At 67.9% G+C, this 18,235-nt stretch carries 21 protein-coding genes; 6 read left to right on the forward strand and 15 right to left on the reverse strand.

The genetic code is table 11. The annotated features are described in order from the left end of the window. Positions 1 to 12 precede the first annotated feature (12 nt). From B3E43_RS11025 to B3E43_RS11045, 5 genes are all read right to left on the reverse strand, one after another. Entirely contained in the window at positions 13 to 363 is a 351-nt protein-coding gene (locus B3E43_RS11025; protein ID WP_292029400.1) for a tRNA-binding protein, read from the reverse strand. Further along, a complete protein-coding gene (locus B3E43_RS11030; protein ID WP_292029403.1) occupies positions 363 to 611 on the reverse strand; it encodes an exodeoxyribonuclease VII small subunit in 249 nt (82 codons plus the stop codon). The genes B3E43_RS11025 and B3E43_RS11030 overlap by 1 nt, the downstream gene beginning before the upstream one ends. A 54-nt stretch (positions 612 to 665) precedes the next feature. Further along, positions 666 to 1,280 (reverse strand): peptidylprolyl isomerase, encoded by a 615-nt coding sequence (locus B3E43_RS11035; protein WP_292029405.1) that lies wholly within the window; start codon positions 1,278 to 1,280, stop codon positions 666 to 668. A 16-nt stretch (positions 1,281 to 1,296) separates the two neighbouring features. Further along, positions 1,297 to 1,944, reverse strand: coding sequence for a histidine phosphatase family protein (locus B3E43_RS11040; protein ID WP_292029406.1), 648 nt, complete (start codon positions 1,942 to 1,944; stop codon positions 1,297 to 1,299). 61 nt (positions 1,945 to 2,005) lie between these two features. After that, complete coding sequence (locus tag B3E43_RS11045) at positions 2,006 to 2,926, reverse strand: histone deacetylase family protein (protein ID WP_292029538.1); 921 nt, start codon at positions 2,924 to 2,926, stop codon at positions 2,006 to 2,008. A gap of 92 nt (positions 2,927 to 3,018) precedes the next feature. Between B3E43_RS11045 and B3E43_RS11050 the strand changes: the two genes are divergently transcribed. Further along, positions 3,019 to 3,546, forward strand: a complete 528-nt coding sequence (locus B3E43_RS11050; protein WP_292029409.1) for a GNAT family N-acetyltransferase — start codon at positions 3,019 to 3,021, stop codon at positions 3,544 to 3,546. Positions 3,547 to 3,552: 6 nt separating this feature from the next. On the opposite strand, the gene B3E43_RS11055 is transcribed toward B3E43_RS11050, so the two are convergent. Beyond that, entirely contained in the window at positions 3,553 to 5,628 is a 2,076-nt protein-coding gene (locus B3E43_RS11055; RefSeq protein ID WP_292029410.1) for a penicillin acylase family protein, read from the reverse strand. Between the two features lie 159 nt (positions 5,629 to 5,787). Here B3E43_RS11055 and B3E43_RS11060 point away from each other — a divergent pair, with 159 nt between their 5' ends. The 4 genes from B3E43_RS11060 (at position 5,788) to B3E43_RS11075 (ending at position 8,650) form a co-directional block, all read left to right on the forward strand. Continuing rightward, positions 5,788 to 6,966 carry a vWA domain-containing protein gene (locus B3E43_RS11060; protein ID WP_292029412.1) on the forward strand — a complete coding sequence of 393 codons (1,179 nt, stop codon included), beginning with the start codon at positions 5,788 to 5,790 and terminating at the stop codon, positions 6,964 to 6,966. Between the two features lie 34 nt (positions 6,967 to 7,000). Next, a complete protein-coding gene (locus B3E43_RS11065; protein WP_292029414.1) occupies positions 7,001 to 7,522 on the forward strand; it encodes a hypothetical protein in 522 nt (173 codons plus the stop codon). A gap of 82 nt (positions 7,523 to 7,604) precedes the next feature. Further along, a complete protein-coding gene (locus tag B3E43_RS11070; protein ID WP_292029415.1) occupies positions 7,605 to 8,018 on the forward strand; it encodes a hypothetical protein in 414 nt (137 codons plus the stop codon). Beyond that, positions 8,015 to 8,650 (forward strand): hypothetical protein, encoded by a 636-nt coding sequence (locus B3E43_RS11075; RefSeq protein ID WP_292029417.1) that lies wholly within the window; start codon positions 8,015 to 8,017, stop codon positions 8,648 to 8,650. The genes B3E43_RS11070 and B3E43_RS11075 overlap by 4 nt, the downstream gene beginning before the upstream one ends. Positions 8,651 to 8,706: 56 nt before the next feature. On the opposite strand, the gene B3E43_RS11080 is transcribed toward B3E43_RS11075, so the two are convergent. The 5 genes from B3E43_RS11080 to B3E43_RS11100 form a co-directional block, all read right to left on the reverse strand. Then, complete coding sequence (locus B3E43_RS11080; RefSeq protein ID WP_292029419.1) at positions 8,707 to 8,892, reverse strand: CsbD family protein; 186 nt, start codon at positions 8,890 to 8,892, stop codon at positions 8,707 to 8,709. A 101-nt stretch (positions 8,893 to 8,993) separates the two neighbouring features. Beyond that, positions 8,994 to 9,443 (reverse strand): NUDIX domain-containing protein, encoded by a 450-nt coding sequence (locus B3E43_RS11085; protein WP_292029421.1) that lies wholly within the window; start codon positions 9,441 to 9,443, stop codon positions 8,994 to 8,996. A 2-nt stretch (positions 9,444 to 9,445) separates the two neighbouring features. After that, complete coding sequence (locus B3E43_RS11090; protein ID WP_292029423.1) at positions 9,446 to 10,504, reverse strand: sensor histidine kinase; 1,059 nt, start codon at positions 10,502 to 10,504, stop codon at positions 9,446 to 9,448. Continuing rightward, positions 10,501 to 10,926 (reverse strand): response regulator, encoded by a 426-nt coding sequence (locus B3E43_RS11095; RefSeq protein ID WP_292029425.1) that lies wholly within the window; start codon positions 10,924 to 10,926, stop codon positions 10,501 to 10,503. The genes B3E43_RS11090 and B3E43_RS11095 overlap by 4 nt, the downstream gene beginning before the upstream one ends. Beyond that, positions 10,923 to 12,383 carry a sensor histidine kinase gene (locus B3E43_RS11100; RefSeq protein WP_292029429.1) on the reverse strand — a complete coding sequence of 487 codons (1,461 nt, stop codon included), beginning with the start codon at positions 12,381 to 12,383 and terminating at the stop codon, positions 10,923 to 10,925. The genes B3E43_RS11095 and B3E43_RS11100 overlap by 4 nt, the downstream gene beginning before the upstream one ends. 189 nt (positions 12,384 to 12,572) lie before the next feature. Between B3E43_RS11100 and B3E43_RS11105 the strand changes: the two genes are divergently transcribed. Then, positions 12,573 to 13,283, forward strand: a complete 711-nt coding sequence (locus B3E43_RS11105; RefSeq protein ID WP_292029431.1) for a hypothetical protein — start codon at positions 12,573 to 12,575, stop codon at positions 13,281 to 13,283. A 72-nt stretch (positions 13,284 to 13,355) separates the two neighbouring features. Here the strand turns inward: B3E43_RS11105 and B3E43_RS11110 are convergent, their stop codons facing one another. The 4 genes from B3E43_RS11110 to B3E43_RS11125 form a co-directional block, all read right to left on the reverse strand. Continuing rightward, positions 13,356 to 13,706, reverse strand: coding sequence for an endonuclease domain-containing protein (locus tag B3E43_RS11110; protein WP_292029434.1), 351 nt, complete (start codon positions 13,704 to 13,706; stop codon positions 13,356 to 13,358). Positions 13,707 to 13,813: 107 nt separating this feature from the next. After that, a complete protein-coding gene (flhA, locus tag B3E43_RS11115) occupies positions 13,814 to 15,907 on the reverse strand; it encodes a flagellar biosynthesis protein FlhA (protein WP_292029540.1) in 2,094 nt (697 codons plus the stop codon). Positions 15,908 to 15,927: 20 nt separating this feature from the next. Then, positions 15,928 to 16,827 (reverse strand): class A beta-lactamase, encoded by a 900-nt coding sequence (gene bla, locus B3E43_RS11120; protein ID WP_292029436.1) that lies wholly within the window; start codon positions 16,825 to 16,827, stop codon positions 15,928 to 15,930. A gap of 2 nt (positions 16,828 to 16,829) precedes the next feature. Further along, the gene (locus B3E43_RS11125; protein WP_292029438.1) at positions 16,830 to 18,224 is read right to left on the reverse strand and encodes a sigma-54 interaction domain-containing protein; all 1,395 of its coding nucleotides are present in this window, start codon (positions 18,222 to 18,224) and stop codon (positions 16,830 to 16,832) included. Positions 18,225 to 18,235: the final 11 nt, after the last annotated feature.

An 18,235-nucleotide genomic window follows, 5' to 3' on the forward strand; every position in this document is an offset into this window, starting at 1 on the left:
GCGGGGGGGCGGTCAGAACAGCCTCCCGCCGATGGGGACGTCGCGATCGACGCCGACCAGGACGACCTCGCCGGCGGCGTCGGGGAAGCCGAGGGTCAGGACCTCGGACATGAAGGGGCCGATCTGGCGCGGCGGAAAGTTGACGACGGCGGCGACCTTGCGGCCCAGCAGCTGGTCGCGCGTGTAGTGGACTGTGATCTGGGCCGAGGACTTTTTCACCCCGATGTCGGGGCCGAAGTCGATGGTCAGTTTCCACGCCGGCTTGCGGGCCTCGGGGAAGGGGTCGACGGCGAGGACTTCACCCACGCGGACATCGACCTTCATGAAGTCGTCGAAGGCGATCTGGCCGGCGGGGGCCGGCATCAGCTGAACTCGGCCGGTTCGACGCCCTTCGCCTGACCGTCGGGGCCGACCACGATCTTCTCGACGCGAAGCTGGGCGGCCTTGAGCCGGCTTTCGCAGTGGGCTTTCAGGCGGGCGCCCTCCTCGTAGAGGGCGATCGATTCCTCCAGCGGGGCCTGGCCGGACTCGAGTTTGGAGACGATAGCCTCGAGACGCTGGAGGGCGTCCTCGAAACTGAGCTCGGCGGGGATGGCGGCGGAGTCGGTCATGGCGGGCGACCCTAGAGGGGGCGGCGGCGGGTCTCAAGCGGAGACCGGCATTTGCTAGCCGGCGGGGACGACCCGACGGGCGGAGACGATGCGGACGCGGGGGTCGAGCATCTGGCCGCGCATGAAGCCCTCGCCCTCGGTGGGGGATTTGGGAGCGGCGAGGATGGCGCGGACCACGTCCATGCCGTCGACGACCCGGCCGAAGACGGCGAACCCTGGGTCGCCCGGGGCGGACCGGCCGGCGTCGAAGCCGGGCAGATTGCCGACGATGATGAAGAAGTCGCCGTCGGCGGTGCCGGGATCGAAACGGGCCATGGACAGGGCGCCGTCGACGTGGCGCAGGCCGGTCTGGCTGGTGGGCTCATGGGCGATCGGCGGCAGGATGCGGTCGGGCGCATTGGCGGTCCCGCCCTGGACCACGCCGGTTCCGGCGCCCAGTTCCATGCCGCGGTAGAAATCGGTTCCGTTGAACCGGCCCTCGTCCACATAGCGCAGGAAGTTGGCGGCGGTGATCGGAGCGCGCGGGTCGGTCTCGACGAGGATATTGCCGGCGGAGGTCTCGAGCAGAACGCGGACAGCGGCGACCGGGGCTGGCGTTGCATCCTGGGCGAAGGCGGGGGCCGACAGGGCGGCGGCGAGGCAGAGGGCGAGCAGGGACCGGCGGATCATGGTCGTCTCCTCGCCGTCAGCGCTTCTCGTAGCGACGCTGGGACCAGTATTTGAAGCCCTGGTTGTGGACCAGATCCCAGCCGTCGGCGCGCAGGCGGCGGCCGACCATATGGTTGAAATAGCCGTGGGCGAGAACCAGCACGTCCTGACCGCTCTCGGCGCGGGCGATCAGGGCCTGGGCGGCCTTTTCGGCGCGGCACTCGGCCTGACGACGGGTTTCCTGACCCTCGTGGTGGTTGAAGACATGCCACCAGAAGCGGGCGACGGCACCCCAGTATTTCGGCGGCAGTTTGAACCAGCTGGGGAAGTGGGGCGGCGGCAGGGGGGCCTCGATGAACAGGGCGTCCGACATGACCTCGCGGCCGGCGGCTATGGCGGCGGCGGTTTCCTGAGCGCGGGGTCGGGTCGAGGCGTAGATGGCGCCGGCGCCCTCGGCGGTCGCCAGCAGCTCGGGCGGCGGGGTCTGACCCGCGCGCAGGCCGCCGACCTCGTATCTGGCCCACCAGTCCCGGTACTGGTCAGAGGTGAGGTAGCATTTGCGCGACAGGGCCGGCTCGCCATGGCGGGCCAGAACGATGGCTCCCGGACGCACCGAGACCAGGGCGGCGCGCGGCGCGGCCGGTTGGGCAGGCTCCGTTCTGGCGGGCGCCGGCGTGTCGGCCATCAGTGAGTCTCTGGCGGGGGCGGACATGATTTCCGGACGTAAGCGATTGGCGAACCGTCCTTTATTCCTCCCCCAAGGCCTGAACGTGGGCGACCGCAGAACGGCCCAGCCCCTCTAGGTCGTAACCGCCCTCGAGCGAGGACACAACCTTGCCGCCACAGCACGATCTCGCGACCTCGAGCACGGCGCGGGTCGCCCAGGCGAAATCATCGGCCTCGAGCGACTGGTGGGCGAGCGGATCGCGGCGGTGGGCGTCAAAGCCGGCGGAGATCAGGATCAGGTCGGGGGCGAAGGCTTCGAGCGCCGGCATCAGGCCGCCGGCGAAGGCGCCGCGCCAGGCCTCGCGGGCGGCGTGGGGCGGGACCGGGACGTTGACGATATTGCCGACGCCGGTCTCGGAGGCCGCGCCTGTGCCCGGGTAGAGCGGCGACTGGTGGATGGAGCCGAGGAACAGGCTGTCGTCCGCCTCGAACGCCGCCTGGGTGCCGTTGCCGTGGTGGACGTCGAAATCGATGACCGCGACGCGGGCCATGCCTTCGGACTGGGCCACGCGGGCGGCGACGGCGACGTTGGAGAACAGGCAGAAGCCCATGCTCTGGCCGGGTTCGGCGTGGTGGCCGGGCGGGCGAACGGCGGCGAAGGCGCGGGCGGTCTCGCCACGGGCCACGGCGCGAACGGCGTCGATCGCAGCGCCGGCGGCGAGGCGTGCGGCGCGGACGCTGCCGGGAGACAGGACGGTGTCGGCGTCGAGCTGGCGGAAACCGCTGGCGGGCGCGGCGGCGAGCAGGCGGGCGACATGGTCGGCGGGATGCAACCGCTCGAGATCGGCGATAGCTGCCTCGGTCGCGGCGCGGCGGTCGCGACCGAGGTCCGCGGCATCGAGCGCGTCGAGCACGGCCTGCAGCCGCTCCGGGCTTTCGGGATGGCCGACGCCGGGGCGGTGCTCCAGCATGTCGGGATGGGTGAAGAGGGCGACGCTCATCGGGCGGAGGATACGCATCCCCGCTCGCAAACAACACCCGCTGATCCCGGATTGGGGTTGAGTCCCGCATGTCATCGGGCGAAAGCGAACTCATGACCGAGCCCTTGATCCGCCCCGCCATTGAAGCCGACGCCGCCGCCCTGGGCGTGCTGGGGCGGCAGACCTTCCTCGATACCTTTGTGGACGGGTTCGGCATCCCCTATCCGGCCGACGATCTGGCGGCCTTTCTGGACGCCAGCTTCAGCCCGGAGACCATCCGGACGAAACTGCAGGAGCCCGGCGCGGCATGGTGGGTGGCAGAGCGGGACGGCGAGCTGCTGGCCTTCGCCAACACGGGGCCGAACACCCTGCCCCACCCGGAGGCCCGTGCCAGCCATGCGGAGCTGCGGCGGCTCTATGTGTCGAAGGCGGCGCAGGGTCTTGGGCTGGGGACGAGGCTGCTGACGGTCGCCCTCGACTGGATGGAGGCCCACACCGACGGGCCGCTGTGGATCGGGGTCTGGAGCGGGAACCTGAAGGCGCAGAAGCTTTACGCCGCCTGGGGGTTCGAGAAGGCGGGCGAGTACCAGTATCCGGTCGGGGCGTGGATGGACGACGAGTTCATCCTGCGACGGGGCTGACGGCCATCAGTCCGGCCGGTAGGCGCGCTCAAGATTGGCGTCGATCTCTTCAGCCGTGAACCAGGACGGTTTGAACTCACCGCGCGCAAAGATCGGAGCCTGATCCATCCAGTGTGGTGAGGCGGGGTCGCCGCTTTGGCCATGGGTCCGGATCGACGCCGCCTTCTGCGTCGGACCGAACTCGATCACACTGACGTAGGAGTTGCCCGAACTGCCGTAGCGGGCGGCGGTCGACGCGAGGTCCGTCGGGTTGGCGACACGGAAGTTGAAGATCGTGCCCATCCATCCCTGACCGCCCGCGACCGGCAGGCTTGGCCTGGCGTCGTCGAAAGGCTGGTCTCCGCTCCAATGGGTCCGCTGCAGGCGGCTGATCCGCCCGAAGGGCACCCGCCAGTCGCCGAAGACGCGCTCAAGGTCGGCCCGGGCCGCCCTCAGGGCGTCCAGACGCCGGCCGGCGATCGGTTCTACCGAGCCTCCAGGCCGGGCTGTCATGGCCCAGCGTGTGAACAGGGCGGCGGGCTCGGACTCCACCGTAACAACCTTGTCCCAGGTCCGCAGCGCCGCCAGCTGGGGCGCGAGGTCGGCGGCGGCGGGCCCCGCGGCCTCCGCCTCGGCGAACAGACCCGGCAGCCAGTCCTCCGCGGCCTGGGCCCAGGTGTCGGTGGACGCGCGGGTCCAGTCCTCGAAGCTGATGACGCGGTCTCCGGACAGGAGACGGCGCGAGGACCGCGCGCGGGCGTTGTCGGTCTCCGGGCCGATCATATAGGCCGGGTAGCGGGCCGGATCCGGGTTCTGGCCGGGCTCGGTCGTCGTGAAGGGGGTTGAATTGCAGTTCTGGACATAGCCGCTGGCCGGGTTCAGCACCCGCGGCAGGTCCTCATAGGGGTGGTAGCCGTCCCAGTCGTTGACGGGGTCCGAGCCGTCCAGGACCCCGGAGGGATCAACGCCCGGACGCCGTCGAGGGATGGCACCGTTGTAGACGTGGAGGATGTTCCCGTCCCGATCGGCATAGACGATGTTCATATAGGGAATGGCGACCCGCCTCAGCGCGGTTTCGAACGCCGGCAGATCGCGCGCTTTGGTCATGGCGTACCACTGGTCCAGCCAGCCGCCTTCGACGTGTCTGGCCAGGCGCACGGCAATCGGCATGCCGTCACGCTCGCCCAGAACGGGACCGTTGCGCGTGCGCATGAAGCGGACCGGCCGGGCCTCCAGTCCGGCGTCGGTCTTCACCCGGATGACCTCGTCCCAGGTGATCGCCCTGAGCTTCCGATCGCCGTGGCGGTAGACCAGGGGATCCGCCGGATCGTCAAAGGTCTCGGCGTAGAGATCGCCGTGGTCGGGATAGTTGTCGGTGTGGGCCCAGCCCAGCGCCTCGTTGCGGCCCATATAGGGGAAGGGCAGGCCGTAGCGGCCAACGCCGGAGAAATTCCAGCCCTCGTCGCTGATCACGTGATGCTCATGATACTGGGCCGGGCCGAAGAAGCCGACGTGCGGATTGATCAGCAGCAGCGCGTGCCCGGAGGCGCTGCGCGACGGGGCGGCGGCCCAGGCGTTGGAGCCGGTCGGGCGTTCCGTCCAGTCCGTCCTGGTCATGCTGTGCGTCAGGCCCGCGTAGCCGATGAACTCCAGCTGCTGATATTTGTACCGCATCACCGCCAGCGGAAACCACGGCTCGAACCGGTCCAGCAACCGGGTCGCGCGGGTGGCCGCGTAGGCGTTCAAGCCATCGGCGTAGGCGTCGTAGATGGCCTTCATGGATGGCTCGGCGCGGGCGTACTCATCGCGCGCCAGGCGGGCGTGCTCCATGGCGCGGGCCAGGCGGTCGGACTCGACCAGGGCCTCGCCGCGCAGTTCGGCGGCGCGGCCGAGCGCATGGATGAAGGTCGCCTCGAGTTGTTCGAAATCGTCCTCGGCCTGGGCCCAAGCGACGCCATAGGCCACCGACGCGTCGGTGGGTCCGTGGATGTGGGGCACGCCGAAGCGGTCGCGCTTGATGGTGACACCGCGATCCCGCGGGGTTGCGGCGGCGACGCCTACGGCGGCTATGCCCGCTGCCGCCAGGGCGCTCCGGCGGGTCAACCACGGACCGTCGCACCCTAGTGCTTCCTTGGAGTGCGCCATCGATTTCCTCCCTGACCCCATTACTAGGATGGACGTTTCGGGGTTGCCAGCCCGCGGGCGGATCAGCCCGCGACGACGCTACCTGACCGCGACCGTGCAGCCTGCTACAGTCGCCGGATGCTCCTCCCCTTCTTCACTGCCCTTCGCGACGCGCGCGTGCCCGTGTCGATGAAGGAATGGCTCCATCTGATGGAGGCCATGGACCGCGAAGTGGCGGGGCGGAAGGTCGATGACTTCTACCACCTGTCCCGCGCGGTGCTGGTCAAGGACGAGAAACACTACGACCGGTTTGATCAGGTCTTCGGCAAGGTGTTCGCCGGGATCGAGACGGTCGGCGCGGGCGAGGAACCTTCGTTGGACGTGCCCGAGGCGTGGCTGAAGCTGCTCAACGAGAAATATCTGACCGACGAGGAGAAGGCGCAGATCGAGGCGCTGGGCGGGTTCGACAAGCTGATGGAGACGCTGAAACAGCGTCTGGAGGAGCAGCAGGGCCGGCACGAGGGCGGCAACAAGTGGATCGGCACGGGCGGGACCAGCCCGTTCGGCCACGGCGGCTACAATCCCGAAGGCGTGCGCGTCGGCGGGCCGGGCAAACAGGGCCGGGCGGTCAAGGTCTGGGAGAAGCGCGAGTACCGGAACCTGGACGACCAGGTCGAACTGGGCACGCGCAACATCAAGGTGGCCCTGCGCCGCCTGCGCCGGTTCGCGCGGCAGGGGGCCCAGGACGAGCTGGACATGGACGCCACCATCGACGGCACGGCGCGGCAGGGCTGGCTGGACATCCACATGCGGGCGGAGCGTCGCAACACGATCAAGGTGCTGCTGTTCCTCGACATCGGCGGCTCGATGGATGCCCATGTGAAGATGTGCGAGGAGCTGTTCTCGGCCGCGAAGACCGAGTTCAAACATCTGGAATTCTTCTACTTCCACAACTGCCTCTACGAGGGGGTGTGGAAGGACAACCGGCGTCGGCACGAGCAGAAGATCCCGACCTGGGAGGTGCTGAACAAATACCCCGCCGACTGGCGCGCCATCTTCGTCGGCGACGCCACCATGAGCCCCTATGAGGTGACCATGCCGGGCGGTTCGGTCGAGCACTGGAACGAGGAGGCGGGCGCGGTCTGGATGAAGCGGGCGACGCAGCAGTGGGACAAGGTGGCCTGGCTGAACCCGTCGCCGGAACGCTACTGGAGCTATTCCGCCTCGGTCGGGATGGTGCGCGAACTGGTCGATGAGCGGATGTATCCGCTGACGCTGGAGGGGCTGGAGAAGGCGATGCGGGCGCTGGCCAAATAGGCTAGGGTCGCCGGACCCGTCCGGAGTGTCCCCCATGCTCGCCATCGTGTTCGCCGTGATGCTGCAACAGACCGCTCCCCTTCCCGCCGCGGCCGGTCAGGTGGTGTGGGAGACGCCGGCGCCCGTCGAGGCCGCTCAGCCCGTCGCGGCCGCCGATATCCCCGCGATCCCCGATTCCGCCCGCGCCGATCCGTATGGCTATGAGCGGGCCGAGTGCAGCCCGCTGATCCGCTCGAGCCGGGAAACGCTGGAGGCCTGCCAGGCGCGGGTCCGGGTGATCCTGGCCGCGCACCTCGGCGATGCCCTGCCGGCCGGCCTGACCCCGGCAGGCGCGCCGGACGAATGCCGACAGGAGGCCGCGGGGGATCGCTACGCCCTTCAGTGCGGCGCCCCGGCCCGCCCCGACCGCCCGGCCGTGGCGCTGGAGGAACGCAACTGCGAAACCCGTCCCAGGGTCCAGCCGCAGGGCGGCGTGGCCTGGACCGAGGAATGCCGCCCCGCCAGCGGCGTCCGCGAAGACGAGGGATTGACCCTTCGGCTGGGCGGCCGGGACTGACCCGCCTCGCATAGCGGCGTCAGGTATCGAAAGTTGATCGCTTCGCCCGCCCGTGCGTCTCTCGTCGTCGGGAGGGCATGCGATGCTGCTGACGATGATGATGGCGATGACGATCCAGCTGGCCTCGCCGGCCGGAGACCCGCAGATCGAGATTCCGGACTCCGCCCTGCGCGACCCCTACGGCTTTGTGCTGTCGCATTGCAGCCCGCTGGTGCGGCGATCGAGCGAGTCGCTGGAGGCGTGCGAACACCGTGTCGGGACAGCGCTGCGTGAACGCCTGCCCAGCTTCCGCCCGCGACCGCTCTCCACGACGGTCGCCTCGGCCTCCGATGATCCCGCCCCTCGCACCGGCTCGGCCTTCGGCGGGCGCTGCACCACGCGGCAGGACAGCGAACAGGGTGCGGACGGCTCGTCGTCGTCATCCGGCTCGATTGTTTGCGGCGACCGGTCCGGCCCCGCCGCAGCGATGCTCGAAGGCCTGCTGAGGCCGCAATGATCATCACCCTGCTGCTCTTCGCCCTGTGGCAGGACGGCCCGATCCAGACCGCGCCGGAGCGGCCGCCGACGGAGAGCGCGGCGCCCCAAGCCGACGACGACGCCAATCCATCGGAGGCGTTGAACAGCTCGGGTCCGGGACAGGCCACGCCCCGGCAGGGCCGCTACAACAGGCTGCGGGAGGCCGTGGCGGCGACTCGCCAGGAGCGGCAAGACACCATCGAGTGGAACGTCAGCCCCGCGACGAGCGAAGCGGGCGGAGAGGTTCCGGCCTGGGCGTTCACGGACCAGGCGCGGTGGGAACTCAGCCAGTGCGGCGCGTCCGGAGACGACGCCTGTCGTCGTCAGGCGCGCAACCGGCTGGCGATGGCGCGGGCCGGGGTGGCGGCGGAGCCGGCGGCCTCGGGCGGCGCTTCCGGCGACGGAGAGAACTGCCGAATGGTGATGCGGCGCTCGGAAAGCGGATTTGGCGGTTCGCTGTCGCGCGTCTGCGGCGACGAGGCCGCGGTGCAGGACCTGCCGGGGCGGCTCGACGTTACGGCGCAGCCGAGGCCCGAGCCGTGCGACCGGCCCGGCTCGCTGGAGACGCAGGCCGCCTGGATCGCTCGCTGTCAGGCCCTGCCGGCACGCTGACATGACAACGCCGCGCCCGGGGTGCGGACGCGGCGTTGTATCGGTTCGCAGAAGGCCTAGTTGCGGTTGTCGCCGCGCAGGGTGTCCTTCATGCCGCCGACGGCGTTCTGGACCTTGCCTTCAACCTGGTCAGCGCGGCCTTCGGCCTTGAGTTTTTCATCGCCGGTCACCTTGCCGGCGACTTCCTTGGCCTTGCCGCCGAGGTTCTTGGCGGCGCCTTCGACTCGATCATGATCGGGCATGGGGTCATCCTTTTCCTGGACGCCATCGGGGGGCGGCGCCTCGTACAGGAACAACGGGTTACGGCCGCGCGCGTTCCACCCCTGCGTCAAAGGATGCGGGGTCAGGCGTGTCGACGGAGCCAGACCGTGACCGCCCATGAGTGGGCGTCGTGGCGGAGTTGGGCGAGAGCCTGGTGCGGATCAAGCCAGACGAGATCGTGATCGGCCTCGACCTTCTCGGCGGGGTTCAGCGCCAGCCGTTCGGCGATCCAGAAACCGCCGATGTTGTTGATCGGCTCGCCGTCCGACTTGCGGAAATACTGGGATGCCTCGGCGATGCGGGCGAGCGGGCGGACCGTCAGGCCGGTTTCCTCCAGGAACTCCCGGACAACGGCCTGTTCCTCGGTCTCGTCGCCGTCGATGGCGCCGCCGGGCAGGTCGAAATAGCTGCCCTCGCCCCGATCGACGCGGACGCAGGCCAGCTTTCCGTCGTGGACAACCAGTCCGAACGCGGTCGGGCGCAGGCGATAATCAAGACCGTGCGCGGCGGTTCCGAACTGCAGGCGGGTCATGGTCAGAGGTCGAAGGCCAGATGGGCCCGGACGCCCTTGTGGGCCTTGTCGAACTCGACCGCCGACCGCAGGCCGGAGGCCATGGCGGAGATGATCTTGCCGCCCAGACCGGTGCCCTTGACCGAACCGTCACCCATGCCGGGACCGTCGTCCTCGACCGTCAGTATGGCGCGGCCGTTGGCATCCTGGCCCAGGCTGACCCGGATCTGGCCCGGTATGCCCGGCTCATAGGCGTATTTCACGGCGTTGGTGACCAGCTCGGTGACCACCACGCCGAGCGAGACTGCCTGATCGGTCGAGACCCGCATGGGGGCGGCCTGGAGATGAATGGAGCAGCCGTCCTTGTCCGGACAGAGGGACTGCGACAGCTCGCCGATCAGCCCTTCCAGATATTCGTCCATGGCCACAGAGGACATGTCGCCCGAGGTGTAGAGGCGGCGGTGGACGTGGGCGACGGCCTCGATCCGGGCCTGGGATTCCTTGAGCGCGGCGCGGGCGCCCTCATCGACCAGATGGCGCAACTGCAGGGACATGAAGCTGGACACCAGCTGCAGGGAGTTGCCGACGCGGTGATTGACCTCGCGCAGCATGGCCTCGGCGCGGTCGCGGGCGATGCGGACCTGTTCCTGGGCCTCGTCGTTCTCGCGCTGCAGCCGACGGCGGGACACGGCCTCTTCCAGCGCATTGCGCAGCAGGGCGGTGAAGTCCTCGGACACGTCCTTGATGACATAGTCGGCGGCGCCGGCGCGCAGGGCGGCGACGGCGATGCGGCCTTCCTGGGCCCCCGTGACATAGACCACCGGCGGCGGGTTCGGCAGGGCGATGATTTCGGGCAGGACGTCCAGGCCCTCACGGCCGGGCATGTAGTGATCGAGGGCGACGACGTCGAAATCGCCGGGCCGGGCGACGAGCGTGCCGAGGCCGGCGTCACCGTCGGGCGCACAGGTCACGGCATAGCCGTGACGGCCCAGCTCCTTCTCGACCAGCCGCGACAGGCCGCGGTCATCGTCGATGTAGAGCAGGCGGATGAGCTCGCCGTGGGGCAGGGCGGAGACAGTCACTCGATGTCCGGAGCCTGCATGACGGAAAGGAACAGCCCCAGCTGGCGGATGGCGCCCGCAAAGCTCTCATAGTCGACCGGCTTGGTGATGTAGACGTTGCAGCCGAGGTCGTAGCAGCGCTGGATCTCGTGCTTGTCGTCCGTGGTGGTCAGGATCACCACCGGGGCGCGCCTGAGCCGCTCGTCGTTCTTGACCCTGACCAGGATGTCGGTGCCCGACATGTCCGGCAGGTTCAGGTCCAGCAGGATCAACATCGGCCCGTTGAGGCGCACTTCCTCGCTGAACAGATAGTCCATGGCCGACCCGCCATCCGCGAAATGCTCGATCTCGTTGGAGATGTTGGCGCGACGGATGTTCTTTTCGATCAGCTTGGCGTGGCCGAGATCATCCTCGACCATCACGATCTTGACGGCATGGCTCATGCGTACTCTCCGGCATCCGGCAGGATGAGGCGTGTGGGGAATTTCAGCAAAAATGTCGAGCCCTTACCAAGCTCTGACTCGAGCGTGATGTCGCCGCCGAGTCGGCGAACACTGTTGCGGACAAAGGCCAGTCCCAGGCCCTCGCCGGGGCGGTCCTGCTTGCCCGAACGGCGGAAGAGCTCGAAAATTCGTTCGTGGTCGCGGTCGGAGATGCCGCGGCCGTTGTCGGAGATGCGATAGACGATCCAGCCGCCCGCTGCCTCCTCGCCGCTGACGACGATCCGGCCGGAACGCGAGGCGTCCAGATATTTGATCGCGTTGTCGATCAGATTGCCGAAGATCTGTTCGACCGAGAGACGATCACTCTCGAGCAGCGGCAGGGACTCGACCACGATTTCGGCCCCTGAGGCCTGGGTCTGGTGGCGGACGCTGTCGGCGATGTTGCTGACCATCAGGGTCATGTCGAGCTGTTCGGGCACGAGGTTGCGACGGCCCTCGCGGGACAGTTTGAGGATGGCGTTGATCAGCCGGTCCATCTTCTCGGTCGAGGCCCGGATGAAGCCGATGGCCTCGGGCACGTCCTCGCGCACGGCCGTGAGTGCGTCCTGCTCGACCAGTTTGGGCGCCCTGGTCTCAACCGCCGTCATCTGTTTGTCGATGATCCGCCCGGCCTGTTCGAGTTCCGAGGTGTAGCCCATGACATTGACCAGGGGCGCGCGAAGGTCGTGGCTGACGATATAGGCGAAGCGCTGGATCTCCTCATTGGCGCGGGTCAATTCGAAGGTGCGGTCGCGGACCTGGTGCTCAAGTCCGGCATTGGTCCGGTCAAGCGCGTCGCGGGCGGCCTGAATCTCGATGACATAGCGGCGGATCAGCCAGGCGCTGGCGCCGGCAAGGACCAGGATCATGACTCCGCCGAGGGCGTTGGCGATGACGGTGATATTGCCCGCCCATTCGGACTGGCGCGTCCTGAACTGCAGGCGGGTGGCCTGTATTTCGTCGATGGCGGCGATCTCGGTCCGCATGGCGTCCATCAGGAGCTTGCCCTGATCGCTGCGGAGGACGCCGACCGCCTCATCCATGCGGCCGGTGCGGGCCAGGGAGATGCTTCGGTTCATCACGGCCAACCGCTGGTCCGAAAGTTCCTGGACGCGCTCGACCCGCGGTGCGAGGTCGGGATCGCCTCCGGTCAGGCCGGCGAGTTCCTGCAACAGGTCCGGCAGCAGCTGGGTCGCCTCTTCGTGAATGGACAGGTATTCGAGCCGTTCGGTGAGGAGAAATCCGCGCTGGCCGGTCTCGGCATCGACCAGCCGGGTCAGGACCTCGCGCGACACCAGGCGAACCTGCTGGGCCTCGTCGACCGTATCGTTGAACGCTACCGTGCGCTGGATCAGGACCAGGACCGAGAGGTTCAGGACCAGCATCAGCACGATGGCCAGCACCATCAGCCCGGCCACGCGCCGTCCGAGGGTAGGCGTACGGACGAAGCGGGCGAGCGCGAGAAGCGTGGGGCGGAGGGCCGAAATCATCGTGCGGGAGCATTAGCGGGGCGTTTGGCCCTGTCCAGTCGCGTCACGGGAGAAACCCTCGCTGTTCTGAGGATTTAGGGTAATGATTGCCTCCCGTCAGGATCGGGGGAGTTTGACATGGTGTGGTGGTGGTGGATCGCTCCGGCGGTCGTGGGCCTGATCGGCGTCATTCTGCTGATCCGCGGCCTGATGGCCCTGTTTCAGGGTCGGGTGTTCAGCGGACTGCTGGTCGGCGCGGGCGGCGGGGGCTTCATGGCCGCGGCCGCGATCGCCGCCCTGCTGGCGCTGGACGTCCAGACCTACGGCCGTCTGACCTATGAGCGGCCGGTCGCGACGATCCAGACCCGGCAGCTTGGACCGCAGTATTTCGAGGCCACGGTGATGCAGCCCGGGATGGGCGAGAACGCGCCCGGGGTCAGCAATCTGTATCCGCTGCATGGCGACGAATGGCGCATCGAGGCGCAGGTGTTGAAGTGGAAGCCCTGGGCCAATGTGCTGGGCCTCGACACCCAATACCGCCTCGACCGTCTGTCGGGCCGCTATCAATCGGTCCAGCAGGAAGTCAACGCGACCCGCAGCGTGCATCCGCTCGTGGGCGGCGACGCGGGCCCGGACTGGCTGCCCTGGCGGATCAGCGCCTGGGATACGGCGCGGAAATACCGGAAATACCTCGATGCGGTCGACACCCTGTACGGCGGCGGCGCCTATATGCCGATGGCCGACGGGGCGAAGTACGAGGTCTGGATCACCCAGTCCGGACTTGTGGCGCGGCCGGCGAATGATGCAGCACGGGCGGCTTCGGCAGGGGGTTGGACGGAGGTGGAGTAAGTATCCTTCTCCCCTTGCGGGAGAAGGTGGCAGCCGAAGGCTGACGGATGAGGGGTCGCACCGGCAGCTCCATTAGTCCTTGGTCAGTCTGGCGTCAGCCGCGGTGAGAATCGCCGCTATGACCTCTTGCCCACGGTTCTCGATCTGCTGGTTGGGAAACCTCAAAACCCGGAATCCCTGCTCGGACAGCCAAGCGTCCCGGGCCAGGTCGGAAGCGCTTCCTTCATGCTGAGGACCGTCGGCCTCGACGATCAGCCTGTGTCTCAGGCAGATGAAATCGACGATGTAGCGGCCAATCGTGAACTGACGGCGAAACTTCAGATTCTCCAGGCGGCGATCGCGCAGCAGTCTCCAGAGGCGGCGCTCGTACAGGACGGGCTTATGCCGCATTTCCTTCGCACGTTGTCGAAGCAATTCTTCCATAGGTTGTTTGAAACATTTTTGCGTCGGTCTGTCGAGAGGGTGGTGCGACCCCTCATCCGACCTCGCTCCGCTCGGCCACCTTCTCCCGCAAGGGGAGAAGGATCGTTTCAGACCGTCCCGATCGTCCGCAGCCGGGCCCGCGGATGCACCTCGTTCTGGCTCATCACGACTGTCTGGCCGCGGAAGCGTTCGATGATCGAGCGGACATAGGGCCGGATCTGCGGGCCGGTCAGGAGGACGGCGGTCTCGCCGGCCATGGCGGCGCGTTCGAAGACGTCGCGGACGGCGCGGATGAAGTCCTGCAGCCGTGACGGGGCCATGGCCAGCTGGCGGTCCTCGCCCTGGCCGATCAGGGCGTCGGCGAAGGCGGCCTCCCATTCCGGCGACAGGGTGACGATCGGCAGGGCGCCGTCGTCGCCCTTGTGCTGCCAGCACAGCTGACGGGCCAGACGGCCGCGGACGTGCTCGACCAGGGTGGTGACCGAGCTGGTGTGCGGGGCGGCCTCAGCCAGACCTTCCAGAATGGCGCCCAGATCGCGGATCGAGACCTTCTCGCGCAGCAGGGTCTGGAGCACCCTTTGCAGGGTGGTGACGGTGACGACCGAGGGGATCAATTCGTCGACCAGCTTCTTCTCTTCGGTCCCCAGTTCCTTGAGCAGCTTCTGCACCTCGGCATAGGTCAGCAGGTCCGCCATGTTCTCCTTGAGGATTTCGGTCAGATGGGTGGTCAGCACCGTCGAGGGATCGACGATGGTGTAGCCGCGGAAGGTCGCCTCCTCGCGCAGGCTTTCGTCGATCCAGGTGGCGGGCAGGCCGAAAGCCGGCTCCTTGGTGTGTTCGCCGGGCAGTTCGACCTGGCGTCCGGCCGGATCCATGGCCATCAGGCAGCCGAGGCGGACCTCGCCCTGCCCGGCCTCCATCTCCTTGATGCGGATGGCGTAGCCCTGGGTGCCGAGGCGCATGTTGTCGAGGATACGGACCGACGGCATGACGAAGCCGTACTCCTGGGCCAGCGAGCGGCGCAGGGCGCGGACCTGATCGGTCAGACGGCGGCCCTCCAGATCGTTGATCAGGGACAGCAGGGAATAGCCCAGCTCGATCTTGACCTCGTCGATGGACAGGGCCGTGCCGATCGGCTCCTCGATATCCTCCTTGGGACCGGTGGCGGTGGCAGCCATCTCGGCCTCGGTCGGTTTGGGCTTGAGCCGCTGACGACCCAGACGCCAGGCCATGAAGCCCGTTCCGAGAGACAGGGCCGCGAACGGCAGCAGGGGCATGCCGGGGATCAGGCCGATCAGGCCGGAGGCGGCAGAGACGACTCCGAGGCTGACGGGGTTGGTGGCCAGCTGGGCGACCAGGGCCTTGTCGGCGGTGCCCTCGACCCCGGCCTTGGAGACGAGGAAGCCGGCGGCGATGGAGATGATGATGGCCGGAACCTGGGTCACTAGACCGTCGCCGATGGTCAGGGCGATGTAGGAGTTGGCCGCGTCTCCCATGCTCATGCCATGTTGGAGGGTCCCGATCAGAATGCCGCCGATGACGTTGATGAAGACGATGATCAGGCCGGCCACGGCGTCGCCGCGGACGAATTTCGAGGCGCCGTCCATGGCCCCGAAGAAGGTCGACTCCTGCTCCAGCTCCTTGCGGCGGCGTTTGGCCGAGTCCTCGTCGATCAGACCGGACGACAGGTCGGCGTCGATGGCCATCTGCTTGCCCGGCATGGAGTCCAGGGTGAAGCGGGCCGAGACCTCGGCGATACGGGTCGAGCCCTTGGTGATGACGACAAAGTTCACCACCAGAATGATGGCGAAGATGATGATGCCGATGATGAAACTGCCGCCCATCATCAGGGCGCCGAAGGCCTCGATGACCTGACCGGCGCCGCCCGTGCCCTCGTGGCCGTGGCTGAGCACCAGCCGGGTGGAGGCCAGGTTCAGGCCGAGCCGGAACAGGGTCGTGACCAGAAGGACGGTCGGGAAGATGGCGAAGTCCAGCGGCTTCTTCATCATCACGGCGGTCATCAGGATCAGCACGCTGGAGACGAGCGACAGCGCCAGCAGCACATCCATCAGGAAGGCCGGGATCGGCAGGATCAGCAGCAGGATGACGCCGATGACGCCCATGGCCATGGCCACCTCGCCGCGCACCACCCAGCCCATCATGTCGCGGCCCGTGGGGCGCGCCATGCCGTCGCGCATCATGGTCGAGGCGGGGACGTCGGTCATGCGTAGCCTAGCGCGGACAGGGTCAGGCGTGTGGCGTCAGCGATCACTGCCTCATTCTCGGCATCCGAGGAGGCCCGCACACCGTGGTAATAAACGGCGAGCGTGATCGGGGTACCCGTTGGGGGATAGAGCAGACCGATGTCGTTCGTGGGACCGTAGCCGCCCGTGCCGGTCTTGTGCGCCACACGCCATCCGACCGGGACCCCTGCCTTGATCCGTCCGACCCCGGTCGGCGAGGCAAACATCCAGCCGAGAAGTTTTTCTTTTGAGGACGGAGACAACGGCGTCTCGGACGCCTCGAACAGCCGGTACAGATTTATCCGCGACTGCGCTGGCTGAATGGTATCCTTGTCGCCATCGAGACGGTTCATCTCGGGTTCCAGACGATCAACGCGTGTGCTGGTGTCGCCGATGCCGCGATAGAAGGCGCGGAGGGCATCAAGCCCGCCCAGTTCGCGGATCAGGATGTTGGCGGCAGGATTATCGCTGACCTCGACCGTGCCCTTCATCAGCTGGTCGATCGTCAGCGTTCCGCCGATCGCGGGATCGGTCACCGGGGCGTGATTGATCATATCGGCGCTGGTGATCGGGACCTGGCGATCAAGGCTCTCCTCGCCAGCCTGCACCCTCAGCAACGTTGCGGCGGCGAGATACATTTTGAACGTCGAGCAGTAGACGAACCGTTCGCGGCCTCGCCAGGAGACCGCGCCCTTTTCACTCCACGCGTCGATGCCGATACGACCGCCGTGACGGGCTTCAAGGCTGCTGAAATCAACCCGGCGTGTCGGCACGACCATCAACGGCGGGTTCGGTTGAGGGTCCTGCTGCTCGCAGCCCGTCAGCCCCAGCGCGCCGAGGCCGGTCAGGACGCTTCTGCGGTCCGCACCCTCTGTCATGATCAGGCGGCCGCGTAGCCGCTGGCGGCGACGCCCGACTGCGGGGCGATGATCTGGACGCCCTCGTCGGCGTATTCGTTCAGCTTGTTGCGCAGGGTGCGGATCGAGATGCCCAGGATGTTGGCCGCATGGGTGCGGTTGCCGAGGCAGTGCGACAGGGTGTCGAGGATCAGCGTCTTCTCCATCTGCGCCACCGTCTGGCCGACGTGGGCGCGGGTGACGGCGTCGGCGGTCTGGGCGGCGCGGGCGGCGGGGTCATTGTACGAGGCGGCGCCGTGCGATCCGGCGCCGAGCGGCTGGCCGTCGGGCAGGCGGATGGCCTCGACGTCGATCTCCGGTCCGACCGCCAGCAGCACGGCGCGGTGCATGGCGTTCTCCAGCTCGCGGACGTTGCCGTTCCAGCGGTGCGAGACCAGGGCCAGCCGGGCGGCGGCCGAGATCGGCCGCACCGGCACGCCGTTGGCGGCGGCGTATTTCTTGACGAAGTGATCGGCCAGCACGGAAATGTCGCCCGGCCGCTCGCGCAGGGCCGGCAGGCGCAGATTCACGACGTTCAGGCGGTAGAGCAGGTCTTCCCGGAACGTGCCCTCGGCCACCGACTTGGCGAGGTCGCGGTTGGACGTGGCGATGATGCGGATATTGACCGGCACGGGCTTGGTGCCGCCGACGCGATCGATGACCCGCTCCTGGATGGCGCGCAGCAGCTTGGCCTGCAGGCGGACGTCCATTTCGGAGATTTCGTCGAGCAGCAGGGTGCCGCCGTCGGCTTCCTCGAACTTGCCGATGCGGCGGGCCATGGCGCCGGTGAAGCTGCCCTTCTCGTGACCGAACAGCTCCGATTCCAGCAGATTGTCGGGAATGGCCGCGCAGTTGACGCTGATGAAGGGGCGTTCGGCGCGTTTCGAACCGTTGTGAAGGTAACGGGCCATCACCTCCTTGCCGACGCCGCTTTCGCCGGTGATCAGGATCGAGGCTTCCGAGCGGGCCACCTGGTCGGCCAGCATGATAACGGCCTTCATCGACGGATCGGCCGAGATCAGGGGGCGGTCGTCGTCGGCGACGGCGGACAGGACCGCGGCGATCAGATCGGCCTCGGGCGGCAGGGGGATGAACTCCTTGGCCCCGGCGCGGATGGCGGCGGCCGCATCGCTGGCGTCTGCATCGACCCCGCAGGCCACGACCGGAACATGGATCCGCTCGGCCTCGTTGGCCGCGATCAGGCCGGCGATGTCGATGCGATAGTCGACCATCAGCAGGTCAGCGCCCTGCCCTCGCCGGAGCTGTTCCGTCGCCTGATCGCCGCGCTCGACGTGACTGACCTTGGCGCCGTGCGCCATGGCCATCTTCACCGCCGTCGCCAGCTGCCCGCTGAGTCTGCCAACCACCAGAAGCCGCATCGGTCTTCTCC

This window comes from Brevundimonas sp. UBA2416, from assembly GCF_002343105.1.
Lineage (GTDB): Bacteria > Pseudomonadota > Alphaproteobacteria > Caulobacterales > Caulobacteraceae > Brevundimonas.

Excerpts from the sequence above, each read along its gene's own strand:
- B3E43_RS11025 (WP_292029400.1), bottom strand. The coding sequence starts at position 363 with ATGCCGGCCCCCGCCGGCCAGATCGCCTTCGACGACTTCATGAAGGTC.
- B3E43_RS11030 (WP_292029403.1), bottom strand. The coding sequence starts at position 611 with ATGACCGACTCCGCCGCCATCCCCGCCGAGCTCAGTTTCGAGGACGCC.
- B3E43_RS11035 (WP_292029405.1), bottom strand. The coding sequence starts at position 1,280 with ATGATCCGCCGGTCCCTGCTCGCCCTCTGCCTCGCCGCCGCCCTGTCG.
- B3E43_RS11040 (WP_292029406.1), bottom strand. The coding sequence starts at position 1,944 with ATGGCCGACACGCCGGCGCCCGCCAGAACGGAGCCTGCCCAACCGGCC.
- B3E43_RS11045 (WP_292029538.1), bottom strand. The coding sequence starts at position 2,926 with ATGAGCGTCGCCCTCTTCACCCATCCCGACATGCTGGAGCACCGCCCC.
- B3E43_RS11050 (WP_292029409.1), top strand. The coding sequence starts at position 3,019 with ATGACCGAGCCCTTGATCCGCCCCGCCATTGAAGCCGACGCCGCCGCC.
- B3E43_RS11060 (WP_292029412.1), top strand. The coding sequence starts at position 5,788 with ATGCTCCTCCCCTTCTTCACTGCCCTTCGCGACGCGCGCGTGCCCGTG.
- B3E43_RS11065 (WP_292029414.1), top strand. The coding sequence starts at position 7,001 with ATGCTCGCCATCGTGTTCGCCGTGATGCTGCAACAGACCGCTCCCCTT.
- B3E43_RS11070 (WP_292029415.1), top strand. The coding sequence starts at position 7,605 with ATGCTGCTGACGATGATGATGGCGATGACGATCCAGCTGGCCTCGCCG.
- B3E43_RS11075 (WP_292029417.1), top strand. The coding sequence starts at position 8,015 with ATGATCATCACCCTGCTGCTCTTCGCCCTGTGGCAGGACGGCCCGATC.
- B3E43_RS11080 (WP_292029419.1), bottom strand. The coding sequence starts at position 8,892 with ATGCCCGATCATGATCGAGTCGAAGGCGCCGCCAAGAACCTCGGCGGC.
- B3E43_RS11085 (WP_292029421.1), bottom strand. The coding sequence starts at position 9,443 with ATGACCCGCCTGCAGTTCGGAACCGCCGCGCACGGTCTTGATTATCGC.
- B3E43_RS11095 (WP_292029425.1), bottom strand. The coding sequence starts at position 10,926 with ATGAGCCATGCCGTCAAGATCGTGATGGTCGAGGATGATCTCGGCCAC.
- B3E43_RS11105 (WP_292029431.1), top strand. The coding sequence starts at position 12,573 with ATGGTGTGGTGGTGGTGGATCGCTCCGGCGGTCGTGGGCCTGATCGGC.
- B3E43_RS11110 (WP_292029434.1), bottom strand. The coding sequence starts at position 13,706 with ATGGAAGAATTGCTTCGACAACGTGCGAAGGAAATGCGGCATAAGCCC.
- flhA (WP_292029540.1), bottom strand. The coding sequence starts at position 15,907 with ATGATGCGCGACGGCATGGCGCGCCCCACGGGCCGCGACATGATGGGC.
- bla (WP_292029436.1), bottom strand. The coding sequence starts at position 16,827 with ATGACAGAGGGTGCGGACCGCAGAAGCGTCCTGACCGGCCTCGGCGCG.
- B3E43_RS11125 (WP_292029438.1), bottom strand. The coding sequence starts at position 18,224 with ATGCGGCTTCTGGTGGTTGGCAGACTCAGCGGGCAGCTGGCGACGGCG.